The 19,652-nt window shown below is 56.5% G+C and carries 15 protein-coding genes and 1 riboswitch; of the genes, 7 read left to right on the forward strand and 8 right to left on the reverse strand.

What is annotated here, in order from left to right; all coding sequences use genetic code 11:
* Positions 1–30 precede the first annotated feature (30 nt).
* Positions 31–3,741, reverse strand: a complete 3,711-nt coding sequence (metH, locus tag GYN01_RS20675) for a methionine synthase (RefSeq protein WP_203307708.1) — start codon at positions 3,739–3,741, stop codon at positions 31–33.
* Between the two features lie 152 nt (positions 3,742–3,893).
* Between metH and GYN01_RS20680 the strand changes: the two genes are divergently transcribed.
* Both GYN01_RS20680 and nfuA read left to right on the forward strand, forming a co-directional pair.
* Entirely contained in the window at positions 3,894–6,191 is a 2,298-nt protein-coding gene (locus GYN01_RS20680; protein WP_203307709.1) for a fatty acid cis/trans isomerase, read from the forward strand.
* Positions 6,192–6,301: 110 nt separating this feature from the next.
* Complete coding sequence (gene nfuA, locus GYN01_RS20685) at positions 6,302–6,886, forward strand: Fe-S biogenesis protein NfuA (protein WP_048365821.1); 585 nt, start codon at positions 6,302–6,304, stop codon at positions 6,884–6,886.
* Positions 6,887–6,965: 79 nt separating this feature from the next.
* Here nfuA and cobM read toward each other — a convergent pair whose 3' ends face one another.
* The 5 genes from cobM to GYN01_RS20710 all read right to left on the reverse strand — a co-directional run bounded on the left by cobM (position 6,966) and on the right by GYN01_RS20710 (position 9,808).
* The gene (gene cobM / locus GYN01_RS20690) at positions 6,966–7,712 is read right to left on the reverse strand and encodes a precorrin-4 C(11)-methyltransferase (RefSeq protein ID WP_048402460.1); all 747 of its coding nucleotides are present in this window, start codon (positions 7,710–7,712) and stop codon (positions 6,966–6,968) included.
* Between the two features lie 76 nt (positions 7,713–7,788).
* Positions 7,789–8,202, reverse strand: a complete 414-nt coding sequence (locus GYN01_RS20695) for a cobalamin biosynthesis protein (protein ID WP_203307710.1) — start codon at positions 8,200–8,202, stop codon at positions 7,789–7,791.
* On the reverse strand, positions 8,199–8,900 hold the full coding sequence (locus GYN01_RS20700) for a CbtA family protein (protein ID WP_048402458.1): 702 nt from the start codon (positions 8,898–8,900) through the stop codon (positions 8,199–8,201). The genes GYN01_RS20695 and GYN01_RS20700 overlap by 4 nt, the downstream gene beginning before the upstream one ends.
* Before the next feature lie 11 nt (positions 8,901–8,911).
* Complete coding sequence (locus tag GYN01_RS20705; RefSeq protein WP_048402457.1) at positions 8,912–9,100, reverse strand: CbtB domain-containing protein; 189 nt, start codon at positions 9,098–9,100, stop codon at positions 8,912–8,914.
* A 96-nt stretch (positions 9,101–9,196) separates the two neighbouring features.
* A riboswitch (cobalamin riboswitch) is annotated at positions 9,197–9,412 on the reverse strand.
* 30 nt (positions 9,413–9,442) lie between these two features.
* Complete coding sequence (locus GYN01_RS20710; protein WP_048365816.1) at positions 9,443–9,808, reverse strand: response regulator; 366 nt, start codon at positions 9,806–9,808, stop codon at positions 9,443–9,445.
* 255 nt (positions 9,809–10,063) lie between these two features.
* Here GYN01_RS20710 and GYN01_RS20715 point away from each other — a divergent pair, with 255 nt between their 5' ends.
* From GYN01_RS20715 to GYN01_RS20735, 5 genes are all read left to right on the forward strand, one after another.
* Positions 10,064–13,558 carry a response regulator gene (locus GYN01_RS20715; protein ID WP_203307711.1) on the forward strand — a complete coding sequence of 1,165 codons (3,495 nt, stop codon included), beginning with the start codon at positions 10,064–10,066 and terminating at the stop codon, positions 13,556–13,558.
* On the forward strand, positions 13,559–14,374 hold the full coding sequence (locus tag GYN01_RS20720) for a CheR family methyltransferase (protein WP_048365814.1): 816 nt from the start codon (positions 13,559–13,561) through the stop codon (positions 14,372–14,374).
* On the forward strand, positions 14,371–14,985 hold the full coding sequence (locus GYN01_RS20725) for a chemotaxis protein CheB (protein WP_203307712.1): 615 nt from the start codon (positions 14,371–14,373) through the stop codon (positions 14,983–14,985). Before GYN01_RS20720 ends, GYN01_RS20725 begins: the two co-directional genes overlap by 4 nt.
* Complete coding sequence (locus tag GYN01_RS20730) at positions 14,976–16,172, forward strand: hybrid sensor histidine kinase/response regulator (RefSeq protein ID WP_048402454.1); 1,197 nt, start codon at positions 14,976–14,978, stop codon at positions 16,170–16,172. Before GYN01_RS20725 ends, GYN01_RS20730 begins: the two co-directional genes overlap by 10 nt.
* A 67-nt stretch (positions 16,173–16,239) precedes the next feature.
* Positions 16,240–16,617, forward strand: coding sequence for a response regulator (locus GYN01_RS20735; RefSeq protein WP_048365811.1), 378 nt, complete (start codon positions 16,240–16,242; stop codon positions 16,615–16,617).
* Between the two features lie 15 nt (positions 16,618–16,632).
* Here GYN01_RS20735 and GYN01_RS20740 read toward each other — a convergent pair whose 3' ends face one another.
* On the reverse strand, positions 16,633–18,327 hold the full coding sequence (locus GYN01_RS20740) for a response regulator (RefSeq protein WP_338053187.1): 1,695 nt from the start codon (positions 18,325–18,327) through the stop codon (positions 16,633–16,635).
* Between the two features lie 220 nt (positions 18,328–18,547).
* On the reverse strand, positions 18,548–19,603 hold the full coding sequence (locus GYN01_RS20745) for a tetratricopeptide repeat protein (protein WP_203307713.1): 1,056 nt from the start codon (positions 19,601–19,603) through the stop codon (positions 18,548–18,550).
* Between the last annotated feature and the right edge of the window lie 49 nt (positions 19,604–19,652).

A 19,652-nucleotide genomic window follows, 5' to 3' on the forward strand; every position in this document is an offset into this window, starting at 1 on the left:
CGCGCGCACAATGTAGCGCTTGCTACACAATCAGTTGTCATACCCCAAGTTAGGCGCCAACCAGCGTTCAGTCACGCTAAGGTCTTGGGCTTTGCGGGCGGTGTAGCTATCAACCTGATCCTTGTCGATTTTACCCACCGCAAAGTACTGCGCTTGCGGGTGAGCAAAGTACCAGCCGCTGACCGCTGCGGCCGGGAACATCGCGTAGTGCTCGGTGAGGAATACTCCGCTTTGGCCTGCACGCATTTCCTCGGCTTCAGGATCAAGCAGTGTGAACAACGTGGCTTTTTCGGTGTGATCCGGGCACGCCGGGTAACCGGGAGCAGGGCGGATGCCGCTGTATTGCTCCTTGATTAATTCATCATTGGCCAGTTGCTCGTCCTTGGCGTATCCCCAATAGTTCGTTCGAACTTGTTGGTGCAGCCATTCAGCACACGCCTCGGCCAGGCGGTCGGCCAAGGCCTTGACCATGATCGAGTTGTAGTCGTCGCCCGCGTCCTGATAGGCCTTGGCCACTTCTTCGGCACCGATTCCGGCGGTGGTGATGAAGCCGCCTACATAGTCGGTCACGCCGCTGTCTTTTGGCGCAACAAAGTCAGCCAGCGAGAAGTTGGGCTTGCCGTCGGTCTTAATGATTTGCTGGCGCAAGTGATGAAGCGTGGCAATCGGCTGACCGTCGTCACCGTACAACTCCAAGTCGTCATCGTTGACTTGATTGGCTGGCCAGAAGCCAAATACGGCGCGGGCGCTGATGAGTTTCTCGTCGATCAGTTTTTTAAGCATTTCCTGCGCATCGGCATACAGCGCGGTAGCCGCTTCGCCGACTACTTCGTCGGTGAGGATGCGCGGGAACTTGCCTGCCAGGTCCCAGGAGATAAAGAACGGTGTCCAGTCGATGTATTCGGCAAGTACCTTGAGGTCGATGTTGTCCAGCACCTTGGCGCCGGTGAACGTCGGCTTTACTGGTTGGTAGCTGGCCCAGTCGAACTGAGGTTTTTTGGCAATGGAGGCGGCATAGCTCAGGCGTTCGGTACGGGCGCTGCGGTTAGCGGTACGCTCGCGCACCTCGACGTATTCTTCGCGGGTTTTAGTCACGAAGGCCGGTTTGAGTTCTTTGGACAGCAATTGTGTGGCCACACCCACGGCGCGTGAAGCGTCAGTGACGTAGATCACGGCATCGTTCTGATACTTGGGTTCGATTTTGACCGCAGTGTGCGCCTTGGAAGTGGTCGCGCCACCGATCATCAGGGGCAACTGGAAGTTTTGGCGCTGCATTTCACGCGCTACGTGAACCATTTCGTCCAGTGACGGGGTAATCAGGCCCGAGAGACCGATGATGTCGCATTTCTGCTCTTTGGCCACTTGCAGGATTTTTTCTGCGGGCACCATCACGCCCAGGTCAACGATGTCATAGCCGTTACAACCCAGTACCACACCGACGATGTTCTTGCCGATGTCGTGCACGTCGCCCTTCACCGTGGCCATCAGAATCTTGCCTTTGGCCTCTGGCTTATCGCCTTTTTCCAGTTCGATGAACGGGATCAAGTGCGCCACGGCCTGTTTCATTACGCGCGCGGACTTCACCACTTGTGGCAGGAACATTTTGCCCGCGCCAAACAGGTCGCCGACGATGTTCATGCCCGACATCAGCGGGCCTTCAATCACCTCGATAGGGCGTTTGAACGACAGGCGCGACTCTTCGGTGTCCTCCACGATGTGCGTGGTAATGCCTTTGACCAGCGCATGCTCAAGGCGTTTGTTGACTTCCCAGCTGCGCCACTCTTCGGTTTCTGCTTCTTTGACGCTGCCATCGCCTTTGTACTTGTCAGCAATCGCCAGCAGGTTGTCGGTGGCGTCCGGCGTGCGGTTGAGCACCACGTCTTCCACGGCATCGCGCAGCTCGGTCGGGATCTGGTCGTAGATTTCCAGTTGCCCGGCGTTGACGATGCCCATGGTCAGTCCGTTACGGATCGCGTACAGCAAGAACACCGAGTGAATGGCTTCACGTACCGGGTTGTTGCCACGGAACGAGAACGACACGTTGGACACGCCGCCCGACGTCAAGGCATACGGCAGCTCCTCGCGGATATAGGCGCAGGCGTTGATGAAGTCCACGGCGTAGTTGTTGTGCTCTTCAATGCCGGTGGCGACGGCAAAGATGTTCGGGTCGAAGATGATGTCTTGCGGCGGGAAGCCGACTTCGTTGACCAGAATGTCGTAGGAGCGTTTGCAGATTTCTTTTTTGCGCGCTTCAGTGTCCGCCTGGCCAGCCTCGTCAAAGGCCATCACCACCACGGCCGCACCATAGCGCTTGCACAGCTTGGCATGGTGAATGAACTGCTCGACCCCTTCTTTCATGCTGATCGAGTTGACGATGCCCTTGCCCTGAATGCACTTGAGACCGGCCTCGATCACCTCCCACTTTGAGGAGTCGATCATGATCGGTACGCGCGAGATGTCCGGTTCGCCAGCGATCAGGTTGAGGAAGGTGACCATCGCCTTTTTGGAGTCGAGCATGCCCTCGTCCATGTTGATGTCGATGATCTGCGCACCTGCCTCGACTTGTTGCAGCGCCACTTCCAGGGCTTCGGTGTAGTTGTCCTCCCGGATCAGGCGGGCGAAGCGTGCCGAACCGGTGATGTTGGTGCGTTCGCCGACGTTCACGAACAATGAGCTGCGATCAATGGTGAACGGTTCAAGGCCCGAGAGGCGACAGGCTTTGGGGATGTCCGGAATCTGACGCGGTGCGTAGCCAGCCACCGCGTTGGCGATGGCCTGGATATGCCCCGGCGTGGTGCCGCAGCAACCGCCGACAATGTTCAGGAAGCCGCTTTGGGCAAACTCTTCAATCACCTTGGCGGTTTCGGACGGCAGTTCGTCGTACTCGCCAAACTCATTGGGCAGGCCCGCGTTCGGGTGAGCCGAAACATAGGTGTCGGCTTTGTTCGACAGCTCTTCCAGGTAAGGGCGCAGTTCGCTGGCGCCCAAGGCGCAGTTCAAGCCAACCGAAATCGGTTTGGCATGGCTGACCGAGTTCCAGAACGCTTCGGTGGTCTGGCCGGAAAGGGTGCGGCCCGAGGCGTCAGTGATGGTGCCGGAAATCATGATCGGCAACTCGACACCCAATTCTTCGAACACGCCTTGTACGGCGAAGATTGCAGCTTTGGCGTTGAGGGTGTCGAAAATGGTTTCGATCAGGATCAGGTCGGCGCCGCCCTCGATCAGTCCTTGGGTGGCCTCTGTGTAGTTCTTGACCAGTTCATCGAAGGTCACGTTGCGATAGCCAGGGTTGTTGACGTCTGGCGACAGCGAGCAGGTACGGCTGGTCGGGCCGAGTACCCCGGCGACAAAACGTGGCTTGTCCGGGGTTTCGAGGGTCTTGGCGTCAGCCACCTTGCGCGCCAGCCTTGCGCCTTCTACGTTTAGCTCGTAGGCGAGCGCCTGCATGCCGTAGTCGGCCTGAGACACTTGGGTGGCGTTGAAGGTGTTGGTTTCAAGGATGTCGGCACCGGCATCCAGATACGCTTTTTCAATGGCGCCAATGACGTCCGGGCGGGTAATGACCAAAAGGTCATTGTTGCCCTTGATGTCGCTCGGCCAGTCGGCAAAACGTGTGCCACGATAGTCGTGTTCCTCTAGACGGTAGCTTTGGATCATAGTGCCCATGCCGCCATCGAGAATCAGAATGCGCTCTTTGAGGGCTTGCTGAAGTGCTTGGAGACGAGCGCTGCGGTCAGACATAGGACTACCTGTTAGAGCCATGCAAAAGATGGCAAATCATAACAAACCTGCGTGGGATTTGATCGTTCTCTAATTTACATGAATTTCATTCATGTTGATGCGAGCCTTCGACGGGTAGAATCGCGACATTTTTAATATCAGGACAATGGCACATGTTTTTTCGCCTACTCACCGGCGCCGTGACGCTGGTGGTGTGCAGTACAGCGTTGGGCCAAACCCCGCTTGTAAGTCCGGCTATCTCGTATACCCGGGATATCCAGCCGATCCTCACTGAAAAATGCGTGGCTTGCCACGCGTGTAACGATGCGGCGTGCCAGCTCAATCTCGGGAGCGCGGAGGGCGCCACCCGCGGTGCGAGCAAAGTGCCGGTCTATCAGGGCGATCGCACCTCGGCCGTACCACCGACGCGAATTTTTTACGATGCCAGCGGCCCGCAGGAGTGGCGTAACAAGGGCTTTTACTCCGTGCTCGACGCACAGGGCGCGCAGGCCGCATTGATGGCGCGCATGCTCGAATTGGGTCACCGCACGCCGCTGACGCCCAATGCCAAGCTGCCTGAAGACATCGTGCTGGGGCTTAACCGTGAAAACAGTTGCCCGGCGCCGGACGAATTCAATGACTACGCACAAAAGCATCCCAAGGAAGGCATGCCGCTGGCCGTAACCGGCTTGACCGATCAGCAGTACATGACGGTCCAGACGTGGTTGGCTCAGGGTGCACCGGTTGATCAGAACGCCATCAAGCCGACAGCCACCGAAGCCACGCAAATAGGGGAGTGGGAAGAGTTACTTAATCGCCCCGGATCAACTGAAGCGCTGGTAGCCCGCTGGCTATACGAGCACTTGTTCCTCGCGCATGCCTATTTCGACAATGGCCTGCCCGGGCATTATTTCCAGTGGGTACGCTCGCGCACGCCCAGTGGGCAGCCCATTGATCTGATCGCCACCCGTCGCCCGAATGACGACCCGGGCACCACCTTTTATTACCGGTTGATGCCGGTACAAGGCGTGATCGTTCACAAAACCCACATTACTTATCCAATGGGGACGAGCAAGCTGGCACGGGTCAAACAGCTGTTTTACAGCGGTGACTGGCATGCGGCCAAACTGCCGGGTTACGGCCCGCGTGGTCGCGCCAACCCGTTTGAGACTTTTGAAGCGATCCCGGCGGTGGCCCGTTATCAGTTCATGCTCGACAACGCGGAGTATTTCGTTCGCACCTTCATTCGCGGGCCGGTGTGCCGCGGGCAAATTGCCACCGACGTGATTCGCGATAATTTCTGGACCGTGTTCCAGGAACCCGCCCGTGACCGTTATGTGACGGATGCAGCTTATCGCGGCAAGGCCACGCCATTGCTGGCCATGCCGGGGCAAATCGATGACGTTGGCAGTGTCATTTCGTTGTGGCACAACTACCGCGACAAGCGTAACGAGTATGAAGAACTGCGCCAGAGCGCTTATGCCGAAATGCCACCACCCAGTTGGTCGACCCTGTGGGCGGGTAACGATAACGCGCTGCTGACGATCTTCCGCCACTTTGACAGTGCCAGCGTCAGCAAAGGGTTGATCGGTGAAGTGCCGCAAACTATGTGGTTGTTCGACTATCCGCTGCTTGAACGGACTTACTATCAGCTGGCGGTCAACTTTGATGTGTTCGGCAATGTCTCGCATCAGGCGCAGACACGTTTGTACTTTGACCTGATTCGCAATGGTGCAGAGGTGAACTTTCTTCGGCTGATGCCCGCCGATGCGCGCGCTGACATCCTCGGCGACTGGTACCAGAACAGTGGCAAGCTGAAGATGTGGATGGATTACCAAAAGATCGACACTGACACCCCGACCGGGATCAAGCTTAATCCGGTGGACCCCAAACGCGACTTTGCACTCAAGCTGATTGAGCGTACCGGCACCCTGAATGCGCGGCCTGACCCGATCAACCGGTGCACCGGTGCGTATTGTTCGCGTACGGGTATTGCCCAGGCGTTCCAGTATGCCGAGCAATCGTTGAGCCGCTTGGTGTCGCGCCCAGCTGCCGGGTTGGCAGTGATCAATCAATTGCCTGAAGCCACCCTGCTGCGTATCGAAGCCGCTGACGGCAAACGTGAGATGTACAGCATGTTGCGCAACCGGGCGCACACCAACGTAGCGTTTATGTTGGGTGAGGAATACCGTTTGCAGCCAGGGCTGGACACCTTGACGATCTATCCGGGGGTACTGAGCAGTTACCCTAACTTCATGTTCAATATCCCGGCGGGGGAAGTAGAGGCATTCGTCGAGGCGATGGAGAAGAGCCAGGATCAGGCGAGTTTTGACGCGATTGTGCAGCGCTGGGGCATTCGCCGTAGCCATCCACAGTTCTGGCAGTACTTTCACGATATCGGCGAGTACATCAACGAAACCGATCCGGTGGAGGCGGGCGTGCTGGACATGAACCGCTACGAGAACCTGTAAGGGTCATTTGTATTACCCACATGGGGTGCGGCTTTCCTGACAAAAATACTAGGACTTTGTCAGGCGCGCCGATTGGCGTAAACTGCGCCCCATGTCTGCGAGGAGATTCCATGAGCGCCATAACGATTACCGACGCCGCCCACGATTACCTGGCTGATCTGCTGTCCAAGCAGAACACCCCGGGCATCGGCATCCGCGTCTTCATTACGCAACCCGGCACCCAGTACGCTGAAACCTGCATTGCGTACTGCAAGCCTAACGAAGTAAAGCCTGAAGATACCGCGCTGGGCCTGAAGACGTTCACTGCCTGGATCGATTCGGTCAGCGAGCCGTTTCTTGACGATGCCGTGGTGGACTACGCGACCGACCGCATGGGGGGTCAACTGACCATCAAAGCGCCCAACGCCAAAGTGCCGATGGTCAATGCCGACAGCCCGATCAACGAGCGCATCAACTACTACCTGCAAACCGAGATCAATCCCGGTTTGGCCAGTCATGGTGGTCAGGTCAGCCTGATTGAAGTGGTTGAAGATGGCATCGCCGTACTCAAGTTCGGTGGTGGTTGCCAGGGTTGCGGTCAGGCGGACGTGACCTTGCGCGAAGGCATCGAGCGCACGTTGCTGGAGCGTATTCCTGAGTTGAAAGGCGTACGTGACGTGACCGACCACTCGCAGAAAGAAAACGCCTACTACTGAGTCATCAGTCACAGGGTGTTCGCTGCGAGCTGCATAAAAAAACGGTGCCCCGTGAGCACCGTTTTTTTACGCCTGTTTTTCAAGGCCGATACAGGTGCGCATGCCCCGCGCGGTACAGCGAAGAATCGCTGAAGCTGTCGTTGGCCAGTACCCGGCCAACCAGGATCAACGCCGTGCGCTTGAAACCTTTTGCCTGCACCTTGTGCGCAATGTCCGCCAGGGTTCCGCTCACCGAGTCCTGGTCCGGCCAACTGGCGCGATGGATCACGGCAATCGGGCAGTCAGGGCCATAGTGCGGGGTCAACTCGGCAATGATCTTTTCCAGGTGTTTGACGCCCAGGTGAATGGCCATGGTTGCCTTGTGCTGCGCCAGGCTTGCGAGTTCTTCGCCAGCAGGCATGACGGTTTTGTCAGCGTAGCGGGTCAGAATCACCGTTTGCGAGATGTCCGGCAGGGTCAGTTCTGTCTCCAGCAGTGCTGCGCAGGCCGCTGTAGCGGTGACACCGGGGATGATTTCAAAGGCAATATTCAGTGCCCGCAGGCAGCGAATCTGTTCGCCGATAGCCCCGTAGAGGCTGGGGTCGCCGGAGTGCACGCGGGCAACATCCTGGCCTTTGTCGTCGGCGGCTTTGATCACTTCAATAATTTGCTCAAGGTGCAACTCGGCGCTGTTAATCACCTGATGGGCCTGATGCCCCTCCAATATGGCAGCGGGCACGAGAGAACCGGCATAAATGATCACCGGGCAGTGGCGAATCAGGCGCTGACCTTTGACCGTAATCAGCTCTGGATCGCCGGGGCCGGCACCGATGAAGTAAACAGTCATGGCAGTCTCTTGAAAAGGGCGAAATAGAGCGGCTCTTGAGCAGCGCTCATAGTGAGGCGGGGGATTATCGCGTTTTTTACCCGCAGCAAGCCACTGCAAACGTTGCGCCGGCCGATGTTTGGCGAGTGATCAGCAAGCGGGCAGGCTGGCCTGTCAGCTGTTCAGCCAGGGCCAGCGCGGCGCTTTCAGCTACGCCGTAACACCCCGTGTGCGCCAACGACAGGTTTGAACGGTGGCTCAGTTGCGCGGCATGCACACTCAGTTGTTGCGCGCTGAACACCCTGAACGGTAATTGCAACTGTTGAGCCAGTTGAAGCAGTCCGGGTTCGTGCTGTTTCAGTTCGATACTGGCCAAGGCTCGGATCGTGTTCAACGCGATCCCGGCCTGTTTCAGCGAACGTTCGACGAGCGCCTGAAGCGCTTCAACCTGACAGCCGCGCCGACAGCCCAGGCCAACCACCAGGGTTGGCACTGTGCGGGTTTGGGTCATGCGCCGTACTGGCTTTCAGGTTTGCGCCGGAATAACCAGGCGCTGATAACGCCCAACGCCAGCCAGAATGCGAAGTTGGTCAATTGCGACGCAATTTTGAACTGCGACTCCAGGGCTTCGGGTGCCAAGCTCGAATGCACCAGGGGTTGAGGGGCGCCCATGATGTGCGGAATGACCACAATCACGATGCCTAACACCTTCAGCGCCCAATGTTTGCCAAACACGACCAGCGCAATGGCCACGGCCGTTGAGGCGGCGGTGCCGACCCACCAGATCTGGCGTTGCAGCAAATCAGCCGCAGCCGTGCCTGGCAGTTCAGGTGGCAGACCCAGGGTCGGCGCCAGGCAGAACGTGGCGTAACCGGCCACGCCCCACAACAAGCCTTGTGATGTGCGGGTAGGGCTGCGCAAGGTGTACAAGCCTGCAAGCATCAAGGCAAAACCGACCGCGACCACCAGGTTGCCGCCGGTGGTCGACAGTATGCGCTGCCAGCCGTCTTCCGGCTCCCAAGCCTCGGCGTCATGGCTGTGAGCGGGCATGGCGCTGTCAGCGTGATCATGGGTTTGAGTGGGCGCAGGCATTTCAAAGGTTTCGGCTTCAAGAATCAGCGGTGCGACCCAAAAGCTTTGCAGCAATGTGAGCACAAGTGCGGCCAGCAGGCCCGAAAAGCCTGCGGTTTGAGCAATACGCTTAATCATGTCAGGGCTTCTCAATGGCACGGAAAGGCAGCGCTGTGACGGGTGTCATGCGCGGCATTGTGCACCGCATCGATGTGAGAAAAGCCTGCGAAATAAACCAGAAAAGCGCCCAGCACTGCCGCGCTGACAGCGGCGACGATGCGTTGGCTTTGAGTGGACGTGGTAGCAGCGGACTGGGTACGGCTGGTGCTGATGGACATGGCGCTTCCCTCTGGTCAGACAGCGGGCGATAGAGCGCAACAAAACCCCGCGAACGACGTGCGCAGGGTTCAACAGCGCCCGCCCACCGCGGGTTTGTTATTCGATGTGTTCAGGCCGGTCTCCGGGCTTGCGAGGGGTTCAAGGGGCTTGAACCTGCAAACATCACCTTCCCATGCCAGCGGCACAGTGGTTTTGATGTGTCTCTCGCTTACCGTTGCGGGGGCAGCACCGGACTGATCAGGTCGATAAACGCCTGACGCACCGGTTTCCCGTTTCACCCTGTGAAGGGCACCTGATACAAGATGTGTAGGAGACCACGAGCGCGGGGGAGCCGTCAATTATCAGCAGGCGGACAGAATGCTTTTAACCGTGTCGCGCAATTGGTCGATGGAGAAAGGTTTGGCAATGACGGACATGTCTCTTGGCTTTTCCAGGCTTTCCGCATACCCGCTGGCAAACAAGATGGGCAATGCCGGGCGCAGCTCGCGTGCTTTTTTGGCCAGTTGAAGACCGTCCATGCCGAGCAGTCCGACATCTGTCATCAGCAAATCAATAGTGTGCTCAGCATTCTTAATAAAGACCAGTGCCTGTTCAGCGCCGTCAGCCTCCAGCACGCTGAACTCAAGTTCTTCCAGTACATCCACGATCAGCATGCGAACAATGGCATCGTCTTCGACGACGAGGATAGTGGAGGGTGTTGCGGACATAGTGGGTATCCCGAAAAAATGTGAGCGCGGGTGGGTCAACAGGTGTGGCATGCAGTATCAGTAAGCTGACACCCCGGACAAGTTCCCCCTCTTGTACTAAGAAAATGCCCGTATAAGGCCTGCAAGAATAGCTGCTAGTCACGGTAGAAGGCAGCGTTTTGCACGAATTTGTACCGTTTCTCGTAAGAAAATAGATTATTTACTCGATATTCCGGCAAACTTGCAGTTTTTTAAGACTGTTCACGGGCCAGAAAAATGAATGCACCTGCATCGGTTGATGAGCGAAGTTTTCGCAAGCTCCTGAGTCGCAACGTTGGTTTGCCCTTGGGCGTGGGCGTGCTCAGCGCCGTTTTGTTTGTGGTGATGATCAGCTTTTTGCTGTCAGTCATTCAGTGGCTCCAGCATTCGGACCGGGTGATCAGCAACGCCAATGAAGCGATGAAGCTGACGGTTGACCTGGAAACCGGCATGCGCGGTTACCTGATCACCGGTGATGAGCATTTTCTGGACCCGTATGAAGTGGCCAGGCCGCAGATCATTGCGCAGCTGCACGGTTTACAAGCGTTGGTCAGCGATAACGCGCAGCAAGTCGATCGGCTCAAGCGCCTTGAAGCGTTGCAGAATGACTGGAGCAACTACGCAAAATCCATAATCGACTTGCGTCGCAATAATGGTGATTACCGCGGTGCGGTCCAAGCTGGGCGCGGCAAGCGCCTCACTGATCAGATCCGTAAGGAATTCGACGCCTTTATTGCGATGGAGCAGCAACTGCGCGTGGCGCGTAACGACGATGTGACCCGCACCACCTTCCTGGTCATCGGCCTGTATTTGGTCTTTGTCCTGGGCGTAAGTGGCTTTTTGGCCTATATCGGTCGTCGTGACTTGGTAAATCTTTCAAAGAGTTACAGCTATAACCTCGACGCCCAGCTCAAGAGCGCGCAGCGCTTGGAGCAACAGGCGTGGCTGCGCAACGGGCAGACCGAGCTGGCAGAGCAGGTGCTAGGGCGCCTTACGCTGAACATGCTGGGGCGCAATATCTTGCAGTTCTGTGCCCAATATCTGGGTTCTGTGGTCGCTGCTGTGTATGTGCGCGAAGACCATGGCGGTCTTAAGCGCGTGGCCAGCTACGGGTTTTCCCGCGAGCAAGAAATGCAAGACCAAGTGATTCATAACGATGAAGGCATCGTTGGCCAGGCCGCCCAACACGATAAGTTGATTCGCCTGGACGACGTGCCGTCGGATTACTTCAAAGTCAGCTCTGGGTTAGGCGAAGGCAGCCCTCGTAGTGTGCTCGTGATACCGACCAGTGATGATGACCGGGTCAATGGCGTGATCGAATTGGGCTTTCTGCGCCCTTTGACGCAGCGTGATACCGAGCTGTTCGAGCTGATTGCCGACAACATCGGCACCTCGATTGAAGCCGCGCGTTATCGTCAGCGCCTACAGGAAGTGCTGGCCGAAACCCAGCAGCTCAACGAAGAGTTGCAGGTGCAGCAAGAAGAGCTCAAAACCGCCAACGAAGAGCTGGAAGAACAGTCGCGCATTCTCAAAGAGTCGCAAACCCACCTCGAAACCCAGCAAGCGGAACTCGAACAAACCAACGAGCAGCTGGCCGATCAAGCCCTGGCGCTGGAGTCGCAGCGTGATGCAATGGACCACAAAAACACCGAGCTGAATCAGGCTCAGGTGCAGCTCGAAGAGCGTGCAGAAGAATTGCAGCGCTCCAGCAAATACAAGTCAGAGTTCCTGGCCAACATGTCGCATGAACTGCGCACACCGCTGAACAGTTCGTTGATCCTGGCCAAACTGCTGTCCGAAAACCCGCAACAGAACTTGACTGCCGAGCAGGTCAAATTTGCCGAGTCGATTTACTCGGCGGGTAACGACTTGCTGAACCTGATCAACGACATTCTGGATATCTCCAAGGTAGAAGCCGGCAAGCTTGAAGTGCGTCCCGAGAATGCAATGGTTGCCAGGCTCATTGAAGGCTTGCGCGGCATGTTCCAGCCAATGGCGGCAGACAAGGCACTGGATTTCCACGTTGAAGTGCAGCCTGGCACGCCGCCGATGATTTTCACGGACCGTCAGCGCTTGGAGCAGATCCTGAAGAATCTGCTGTCCAACGCCGTTAAATTCACTGAAAAAGGCCAGGTCAGCCTGACCGTTTCACGTCAACCGGGGGAGGGCATTGCCTTCACCGTGCGCGACTCGGGGATCGGTATTGCCCCTGACCAGCAGGAGAGCATCTTCGAAGCCTTCCGTCAGGCAGACGGCACTACCAACCGGCGCTACGGCGGTACAGGTTTGGGGCTGTCGATTTCGCGTGATCTGGCAACATTGCTCGGCGGCTCTATCAGCATCACCAGTGAACCGGGCCAGGGCAGCATTTTTACCTTGATTTTGCCCCAACAGTTTATCGAGCACGATGAGCCTTATGCGCAACCCGCGCCAGAGTTGCCCGCCAGAGCTACGCAGATGACGGTCAAAGCCGCACCGGTCGTTGCAGCGATGGCGCCAGTCGAGATACCCCGCTTCATGGATGACCGTGAAAAAGCACCGTTCACGACGCGTTGTATTTTGGTGATTGAAGACGAACCTAACTTCGCGCGCATCCTCTTCGATCTGGCGCATGAGTTGGGGTATCAGTGCCTGGTCGCCCATGGTGCGGATGAAGGCTTCAATCTGGCGGCCGAGTTTATTCCGGATGCGATTTTGCTCGATATGCGCCTGCCGGATCATTCCGGACTGACCGTGTTGCAACGCCTTAAAGAGCTAGCTGCGACCCGGCACATCCCGGTGCATGTGATTTCGGTCGAGGACCGGGTTGAAGCCGCCATGCACATGGGCGCGGTGGGTTATGCGGTGAAGCCGACCACGCGCGAGGAACTCAAAGATGTGTTTGCCCGCCTTGAAGCGAAGCTGACACAAAAGGTCAAGCGGGTGCTGCTGGTTGAAGACGATGACCTGCAGCGCGACAGTATTGCGCGCCTGATCGGTGATGACGACATTGAAATTACGGCCGTGGGCTTCGCGCAGGAGGCTCTGGACCTGCTGCGCGAAAATATCTACGACTGCATGATCATCGACCTCAAACTGCCGGACATGCTGGGCAACGACTTGCTCAAGCGCATGTCCACCGAAGACATTTGCTCATTCCCGCCGGTCATCGTGTACACCGGGCGTAACCTGACGCGGGATGAGGAGGCGGAACTGCGCAAGTATTCGCGCTCTATCATCATTAAGGGCGCGCGCTCCCCTGAGCGCTTGCTCGATGAAGTGACTTTATTTCTGCACAAAGTGGAATCTCAGCTGTCCCATGAACGGCAAACGATGCTCAAAACTGCACGTAGTCGCGACAAGGTGTTTGAGGGCCGCAAGATTTTGCTGGTGGACGACGATGTTCGAAATATCTTCGCGCTGACCAGCGCACTGGAGCAAAAGGGCGCGATTGTGGTCATTGGCCGAAATGGTCGCGAAGCCATCGAACGCTTGAATGAAGTCGACGACATCGACCTGGTGTTGATGGACGTGATGATGCCCGAGATGGACGGTTACGAAGCCACGGTTGAGATTCGCAAGAACCCGCGCTGGCGCAAGCTGCCGATCATCGCGGTCACGGCCAAGGCCATGAAGGACGATCAGGAGCGCTGCCTGCAAGCCGGGTCCAATGATTACCTGGCCAAGCCCATCGATCTGGATCGCCTGTTCTCGCTGATTCGTGTGTGGTTACCCAAAATGGAACGTATCTAAGTGACGCGAAACACCGATATCGAAATACGGCTGCTGATTGAAGCGATCTATCTCAAGTACAGCTATGACTTTCGTGATTACTCTGGCGCATCGATCAAGCGCCGGGTGCATCACGCCATGCGCCAATTTGATTGCAATACCATTTCGGCTTTGCAGGAGCGGGTGCTACACGATCCCACGGTATTCATGCAGTTATTGCAGTTCTTGACCATCCCGGTCAGCGAGATGTTTCGCGACCCGGAACACTTCCTGGCCATTCGCCAGGAAGTGGTGCCGATCCTCAGAACCTACCCGTCACTGAAAATATGGATTGCAGGGTGCAGCACGGGTGAGGAGGTGTATTCGATGGCCATCTTGCTGCGTGAAGAAGGTTTGCTGGACCGCACCATCATCTATGCGACGGACATTAACCCGCGGTCGCTGGACAAGGCCAAGCAGGGGATTTTTTCGCTGGAAAATATCCGCGCCTACACCCAGAACTACCAAAAGGCGGGCGGACAGAAGGCGTTTTCTGACTACTACACGGCCGCCTATGACTTCGCCATTTTCGATAAGAGCCTGCGTGAGAATGTGACCTTCGCCGATCACAGCCTGGCGACGGATAGCGTGTTCTCAGAAACACATTTAATTTCGTGCCGTAATGTACTGATTTACTTCAATAAAAATTTGCAAAATCGCGCCTTTGGTTTGTTTCATGAATCGTTATGTCACCGCGGTTTTTTGATGTTGGGCAGCAAGGAGACGCTGGACTTTTCTGACTACAGCAAGCAGTTCACGGCCTTGCTCAAGCCCGAACGGATTTATCGCAAGCTATGACCCGCGACGATCAAGAAGTGAAGCTCGACCGCTCGAGGCGTGTCGATGCGGTTGTGGTGGGCGCTTCTGCGGGCGGGGTTGAGGCGTTACTGGCGATTTTCGCCGATCTGAAGCCTGGCTTCAGGTTGCCCATTATCGTGGTGCTGCATCTGCCGGATGAGCGCCGCAGCCAGTTGGCAGAGGTGTTTGGTCGTCGCTTGCAGGTGCCAGTCAAAGAGGTGGATGACAAAGAGCCCATTGTGCCGGGTACGGTGTATTTCGCTGCCCCCGGTTATCACGTGTCGATTGAGCGTGATCACAGTTTTTCGTTGAGTCGCGAGGAGCGCGTGCACTACTCACGGCCCTCGATTGATTATTTGTTTGAGTCCGCGGCCGATGTGTATCAACACCGTCTGGCCGCGATATTACTGACTGGCGCCAATCAGGACGGTGCTCAGGGGCTGGCAACGGTCAAGCTGCAAGGTGGCTTGACCATCATCCAGGACCCTGAAGAAGCCTTGGTTTCGACTATGCCGCAAGCGGCACTGGATCGGATAAAACCAGACTACATCCTCCTTTTGCGCGGCATCGGCCGTCTGCTTGTTGAGCTGGAACGAATCGAATGCTACTGAGTGATATTCAAGCCAAGTTGCTGATCGTGGACGATCTGCCTGAGAACTTATTGGCGCTTGAAGCGTTGATCAAGCGCGAGGATCGCACTGTCTATAAAGCCTTGTCGGCCGACGAGGCCTTGTCGCTGTTGCTGCAACACGAGTTCGCCATCGCCATTCTTGATGTCCAGATGCCGGGCATGAATGGCTTCGAGCTGGCTGAACTGATGCGTGGCACTGACAAAACCAAAAACATCCCGATCGTGTTCGTCAGTGCCGCAGGCCGTGAGATGAACTATGCCTTTAAGGGCTACGAAAGCGGTGCTGTGGACTTCTTGCACAAGCCTTTGGACATTCACGCGGTCAAGAGCAAGGTTAATGTGTTTGTCGATCTGTATCGGCAAAGAAAGGCCGTCAGGCAGCAGGTTGAAGCGCTGGAAAAGAGCCGCCGCGAACAGGAAGTGCTGCTGGCGCAGTTAAAAGTGACTCAGAGTGAGCTTGAGCATGCTGTGCGCATGCGTGACGACTTCATGTCGATTGTGTCCCACGAGGTGCGAACGCCGCTCAACGGGCTGATTCTCGAAACCCAACTGCGCAAAATGCATTTGGCGCGCGATAACGCGTCAGCTTTTACCATGGACAAGATGCAGGCGATGGTCGAGCGCGATGAGCGTCAGATCCAGAGCCTGATCCGGCTGATTGAAGACATGCTCGATGTGTCGCGCATTCGCACAGGCAAGTTGTCGATTCGACCTAATGAATTCGATTTGTCGCGTCTGGTGACTACCCTGGTTCATACGTTTGCTTCGCAAATCAGCGCCGCACAATCGAGCATCAATCTGCGTGCCGAGAAGCCGGTGGTGGGGCAGTGGGATGAGTTCAGGATCGAGCAAGTGGTGTCCAACCTGTTGACCAATGCGCTGCGCTATGGGGCCAAAAGCCCCATTGATGTGTCGGTGTACGCTGAAGGCAAATGGGCAGTGGTCGAGGTTCGGGATCAAGGCATTGGCATCAGCGAAGAGAACCAGCAACGAATATTTCTGCAATTCGAACGTGTTTGCGCCAAACATGCGGTCGCCGGGCTGGGTTTGGGCCTGTTTATCTCTGAGCAAATTGTTGCCGCGCATCACGGGAAAATCACCGTGCACAGCGCGTTGGGTGAAGGCGCCTTGTTCCGGGTCAGTTTGCCATTGGAGCAAAACTCTTAAAATTTGCGCAACCTATGGCCGCCGTCATGGTCGTATTGGCAGCATTTGAGGAATGAAGGTTTCCCCCATGAGTGAAGATGCACAAGATGTGGTGTTGATTGTCGAAGATGATCCTTCGATCCTGATGGTCCTGTCCGCCTATTTGTCCGGTGAAGGCTATCGTGTGTTGCAGGCGGAGAATGGCGAGCAGGCATTCGAAATTTTGGCCAGCAAACCGCACCTGGACCTGATGGTCACTGACTTTCGTCTGCCCGGCGGGATCTCGGGTGTGCAGATCGCTGAGCCGGCGGTTAAATTGCGGCCCGATCTGAAGGTGGTCTTCATCAGCGGCTACCCACAGGAAATCCGCGAGACAGACAGCCCCATCACGCGCAAAGCCCCTATTTTGGCTAAACCGTTCGACCTGGACGAGCTACAGAACACTATCAAGACTCTGTTGGCCTGACATTCCCCGAAAGGTTCAGGGTTGGCTTTGCGTCTTGCCTGCCTGCACCATCTCATTCACTTTGGCCGTCAGCAGGTCAAAGGTGAAGGGCTTGGTAATCAGGTGCATGCCCTCATCCAGAAACCCGCCGCGCGCCGTAGCATGTTGTGCGTAGCCGGTAATAAACAACACCGGCAACTGCGGCCGGACCTGGCGACTGATTTCGGCTAACTGACGCCCATTCATACCCGGCAACCCCACATCGCTGATCAATAAATCAATGGTTTGCGCAGACTCGATAATCGGCAGTGCGCCATTGGCGTCTTCTGCACTGATCACCGTATAACCTTGCTCGCGTAATACATCGGTCACCAGATTGCGCACGGCACTGTCGTCTTCGACGACCAGCAGCGTTTTGCTCGCGTTGGCGCAGGTTTGGGCCAACGACAGTCTGTCTACGTTCAAACGGCTACCGCTTGCGTTAAACCGGGGCAGGAAAATCTCGACCGTGGTGCCATGCAGCTCCTGGCTTTGGATGCGTACATGACCCCGTGACTGTTTGCAAAATCCATAAATCATAGACAGGCCCAAGCCTGTGCCTTGGCCAATGGGCTTTGTTGTAAAAAATGGATCAAAAGCACGTTTTAGCGTGCTTTCGGCCATGCCGCAGCCATTGTCCGTCACGCGCAGCACAATGTAATCGCCTGGCGTGAGCTTGGCATTGGCTTCGCTGAAGTCTGTGTTCACCTCTTGGTTAAAGGTTTGAACGGTAAAATGCCCGGCGGCTGGCATGGCATCACGGGCGTTTGAAATCAGATGTAGCAACGCATTTTCCAATTGCACGGGGTCTACTTCTGCCACCCATAGGGCATCGTCAACTTCAAGGGTTAGTTGTGTATCCGGGTCCAGGTTTTGTGCGATGAGTTGGCGCTGTGCCATCAGCCACGGGTTGATGGAAAGGGGCTTGGCGTCCAGTGACTGGCGCCGTGAAAAAGCCAGCAGCCGATGGGTGAGGCCCGCAGCGCGATTGGCGGACGTCACCCCCATGTCAATCAGACTGTCCAGTTCGTCGGTTTTGCCCCGAGCCACTTTGCGCCGCAGTAACTCCATACTGCCGATGATCCCGGCCAGCATGTTGTTCAGGTCATGGGCTATACCGCCGGTGAGCTGGCCAATAGCTTCCATTTTTTGCGCGTGGCGCAGGTCTTCGTTGTGCTTGAGTTGTTCTTCCACTCGCTGATTTATTTCAATATCAATAGCTTGCAGTGCATTCTTAATAAAGTTTTCACGTTCAGTCAGGCGTGCTGCGCAGTCACGGGCAATGTATTGCTGACGTCGGCTTCGCAACGCGTTTTTCGACAGGCAGAGTAACTGTGTGTAGGTCCAGGAGGGCGCCAACAACATCGCGTTACCGAGTTGAGCGCTGAGTTCGGTGATTTGCAGGTCAGACCAGGATTGGCCTGATGTCAGTACGATCACCGCCACATCGGACCAGTCTGGTTGGTGCGCAAGTACCTTGCTCAGTTCGCGCAGTTCTTCGGCTTGCCGTGAGCTGGCCTCGACAATCAGCAGCCCCGCGCCTTCTGTCAGTGCCGGTTGCAGCTGATCGATGCGCGAAAGCTGAAGGCTGTTAACACCGCCCGATGCCAATTGTTGCTGATCGACAGACCTGACCAGTCCGGGGCACGTGAGAATCAGTGCGCGCTCTTCGCGTGGACCCAATGTAATCACAGAATATCCCGCCTTTTGATACCTGACCTATAACCATTCCCCGCGTATTAAGCGGCTATAAGGTCTTGACCCTGCGGTATCGTGGCGGTTCAACGTTTTGAAATTATTATTAATATGGAGGGTTTATTGGCGTTAACACGGTGCGTTTGAGTAAGTCCATTGCGATCTCCTCACCCATGACCGTGACGTGTTCGCTCAGGCCCTGAGTGGCAGGCAGTGCTCAAAGTCCCTGCTGTAAGGCCGGGTCATCCGGGTTTTGCTGCTCCAGCTGCGCCAGCAGCACCTGCACATTTTGCAATTGCCCGGACTCCTTCCAGTAACGGATTAACAACACCCGGGCTTTGCGATTGGAAGGCTGGCGTTGCAGCAGTTCTTCAAGTTGGCGTTGTGCCGCCTCCAGTTGCTCAAGGTCATGCAAGGCGATCGCAAGCTTGTAACGGTAGTCGCTGTTGTCGGGTTCCAGTTCTACCGCTTTGGCCAAACCCAGCAGGGCGTACTCGGTTTGGCCATGGTTAAGCAGCCAAATGCCCAGTGCATGTTGTAAGTAGGCAGAGTCGGGCTTGGCTTGCAGTTGCTGGGCCAATAATGCGCGAGCCTTGTCGGTTTCACCGCGCTTGTCCAGCAACTCTACCCGCGCGACCACGGCTTTTAGATTGTCCGGTTCAAGGAGGGTGACTTTTTCCAGCGCGGCTTGAGCATCGTCCAATTGACCTTCATGCAGGTACAGCCGTGCCAGTTGGCCTTGCGCTTGTGCGCTGTCCGGCTGGGTTTTGAGTGCCCGTTCATATTCGTCAATGACGTGTTGCAGCGGACCGAAATACAGCCCTTGCTCATCCGGTGATAACCCCAGCAACGCATTGGCGGCAGCAAAGCGCACGCTTTGCTCCGTGTCATCCAGGATCGGCCCCAGCAGCAGTGTGCGTTGAGCGTTCGGCACCAAGCCGACGATGCTCTGGATCGCGGCTTCGCGAACCAGAGGCGAAGGATGTTGCAAATCGGCATCGGCAAGCTTCAAGGCTTGCGGGCTGGGGTAGTTGGGCAGTTCGGCATGCAGGCTGGCGCGGCGGATGTCGGATAAATCAGGACGGGCCAATTGCTGATAAAGCACGCGCGCAGCACCCGGCTGACCATTGTGCGCCTGCTCAAGCGCCTTGGCGTAGCTGTGGGGGACGCTGGCAGAGTTCACGGTCGCGCCAGGGCGCATCCACAACCAGAGGCAGGCGGCAACGATGGCAGAGGCAAGGCTGATCAGCAGATAGCGGCGGGGCTTGAGCATGCAGATTCCAGAAACAGACGTGCGTAAAGGTGTTCAGCTTCGGCCAGTG

The sequence above is a fragment of the Pseudomonas weihenstephanensis genome, assembly GCF_016812185.1.
Taxonomy (GTDB): Bacteria; Pseudomonadota; Gammaproteobacteria; order Pseudomonadales; family Pseudomonadaceae; genus Aquipseudomonas; species Aquipseudomonas weihenstephanensis.

Bases quoted from the DNA above. Each gene is read 5' to 3' on its own strand.
- GYN01_RS20710 (WP_048365816.1), bottom strand. From the start codon at position 9,808: ATGTCCGCAACACCCTCCACTATCCTCGTCGTCGAAGACGATGCCATT.
- GYN01_RS20715 (WP_203307711.1), top strand. From the start codon at position 10,064: ATGAATGCACCTGCATCGGTTGATGAGCGAAGTTTTCGCAAGCTCCTG.
- GYN01_RS20730 (WP_048402454.1), top strand. From the start codon at position 14,976: ATGCTACTGAGTGATATTCAAGCCAAGTTGCTGATCGTGGACGATCTG.
- nfuA (WP_048365821.1), top strand. From the start codon at position 6,302: ATGAGCGCCATAACGATTACCGACGCCGCCCACGATTACCTGGCTGAT.
- metH (WP_203307708.1), bottom strand. From the start codon at position 3,741: ATGTCTGACCGCAGCGCTCGTCTCCAAGCACTTCAGCAAGCCCTCAAA.
- GYN01_RS20735 (WP_048365811.1), top strand. From the start codon at position 16,240: ATGAGTGAAGATGCACAAGATGTGGTGTTGATTGTCGAAGATGATCCT.
- cobM (WP_048402460.1), bottom strand. From the start codon at position 7,712: ATGACTGTTTACTTCATCGGTGCCGGCCCCGGCGATCCAGAGCTGATT.
- GYN01_RS20745 (WP_203307713.1), bottom strand. From the start codon at position 19,603: ATGCTCAAGCCCCGCCGCTATCTGCTGATCAGCCTTGCCTCTGCCATC.
- GYN01_RS20700 (WP_048402458.1), bottom strand. From the start codon at position 8,900: ATGATTAAGCGTATTGCTCAAACCGCAGGCTTTTCGGGCCTGCTGGCC.
- GYN01_RS20725 (WP_203307712.1), top strand. From the start codon at position 14,371: ATGACCCGCGACGATCAAGAAGTGAAGCTCGACCGCTCGAGGCGTGTC.
- GYN01_RS20680 (WP_203307709.1), top strand. From the start codon at position 3,894: ATGTTTTTTCGCCTACTCACCGGCGCCGTGACGCTGGTGGTGTGCAGT.
- GYN01_RS20705 (WP_048402457.1), bottom strand. From the start codon at position 9,100: ATGTCCATCAGCACCAGCCGTACCCAGTCCGCTGCTACCACGTCCACT.
- GYN01_RS20695 (WP_203307710.1), bottom strand. From the start codon at position 8,202: ATGACCCAAACCCGCACAGTGCCAACCCTGGTGGTTGGCCTGGGCTGT.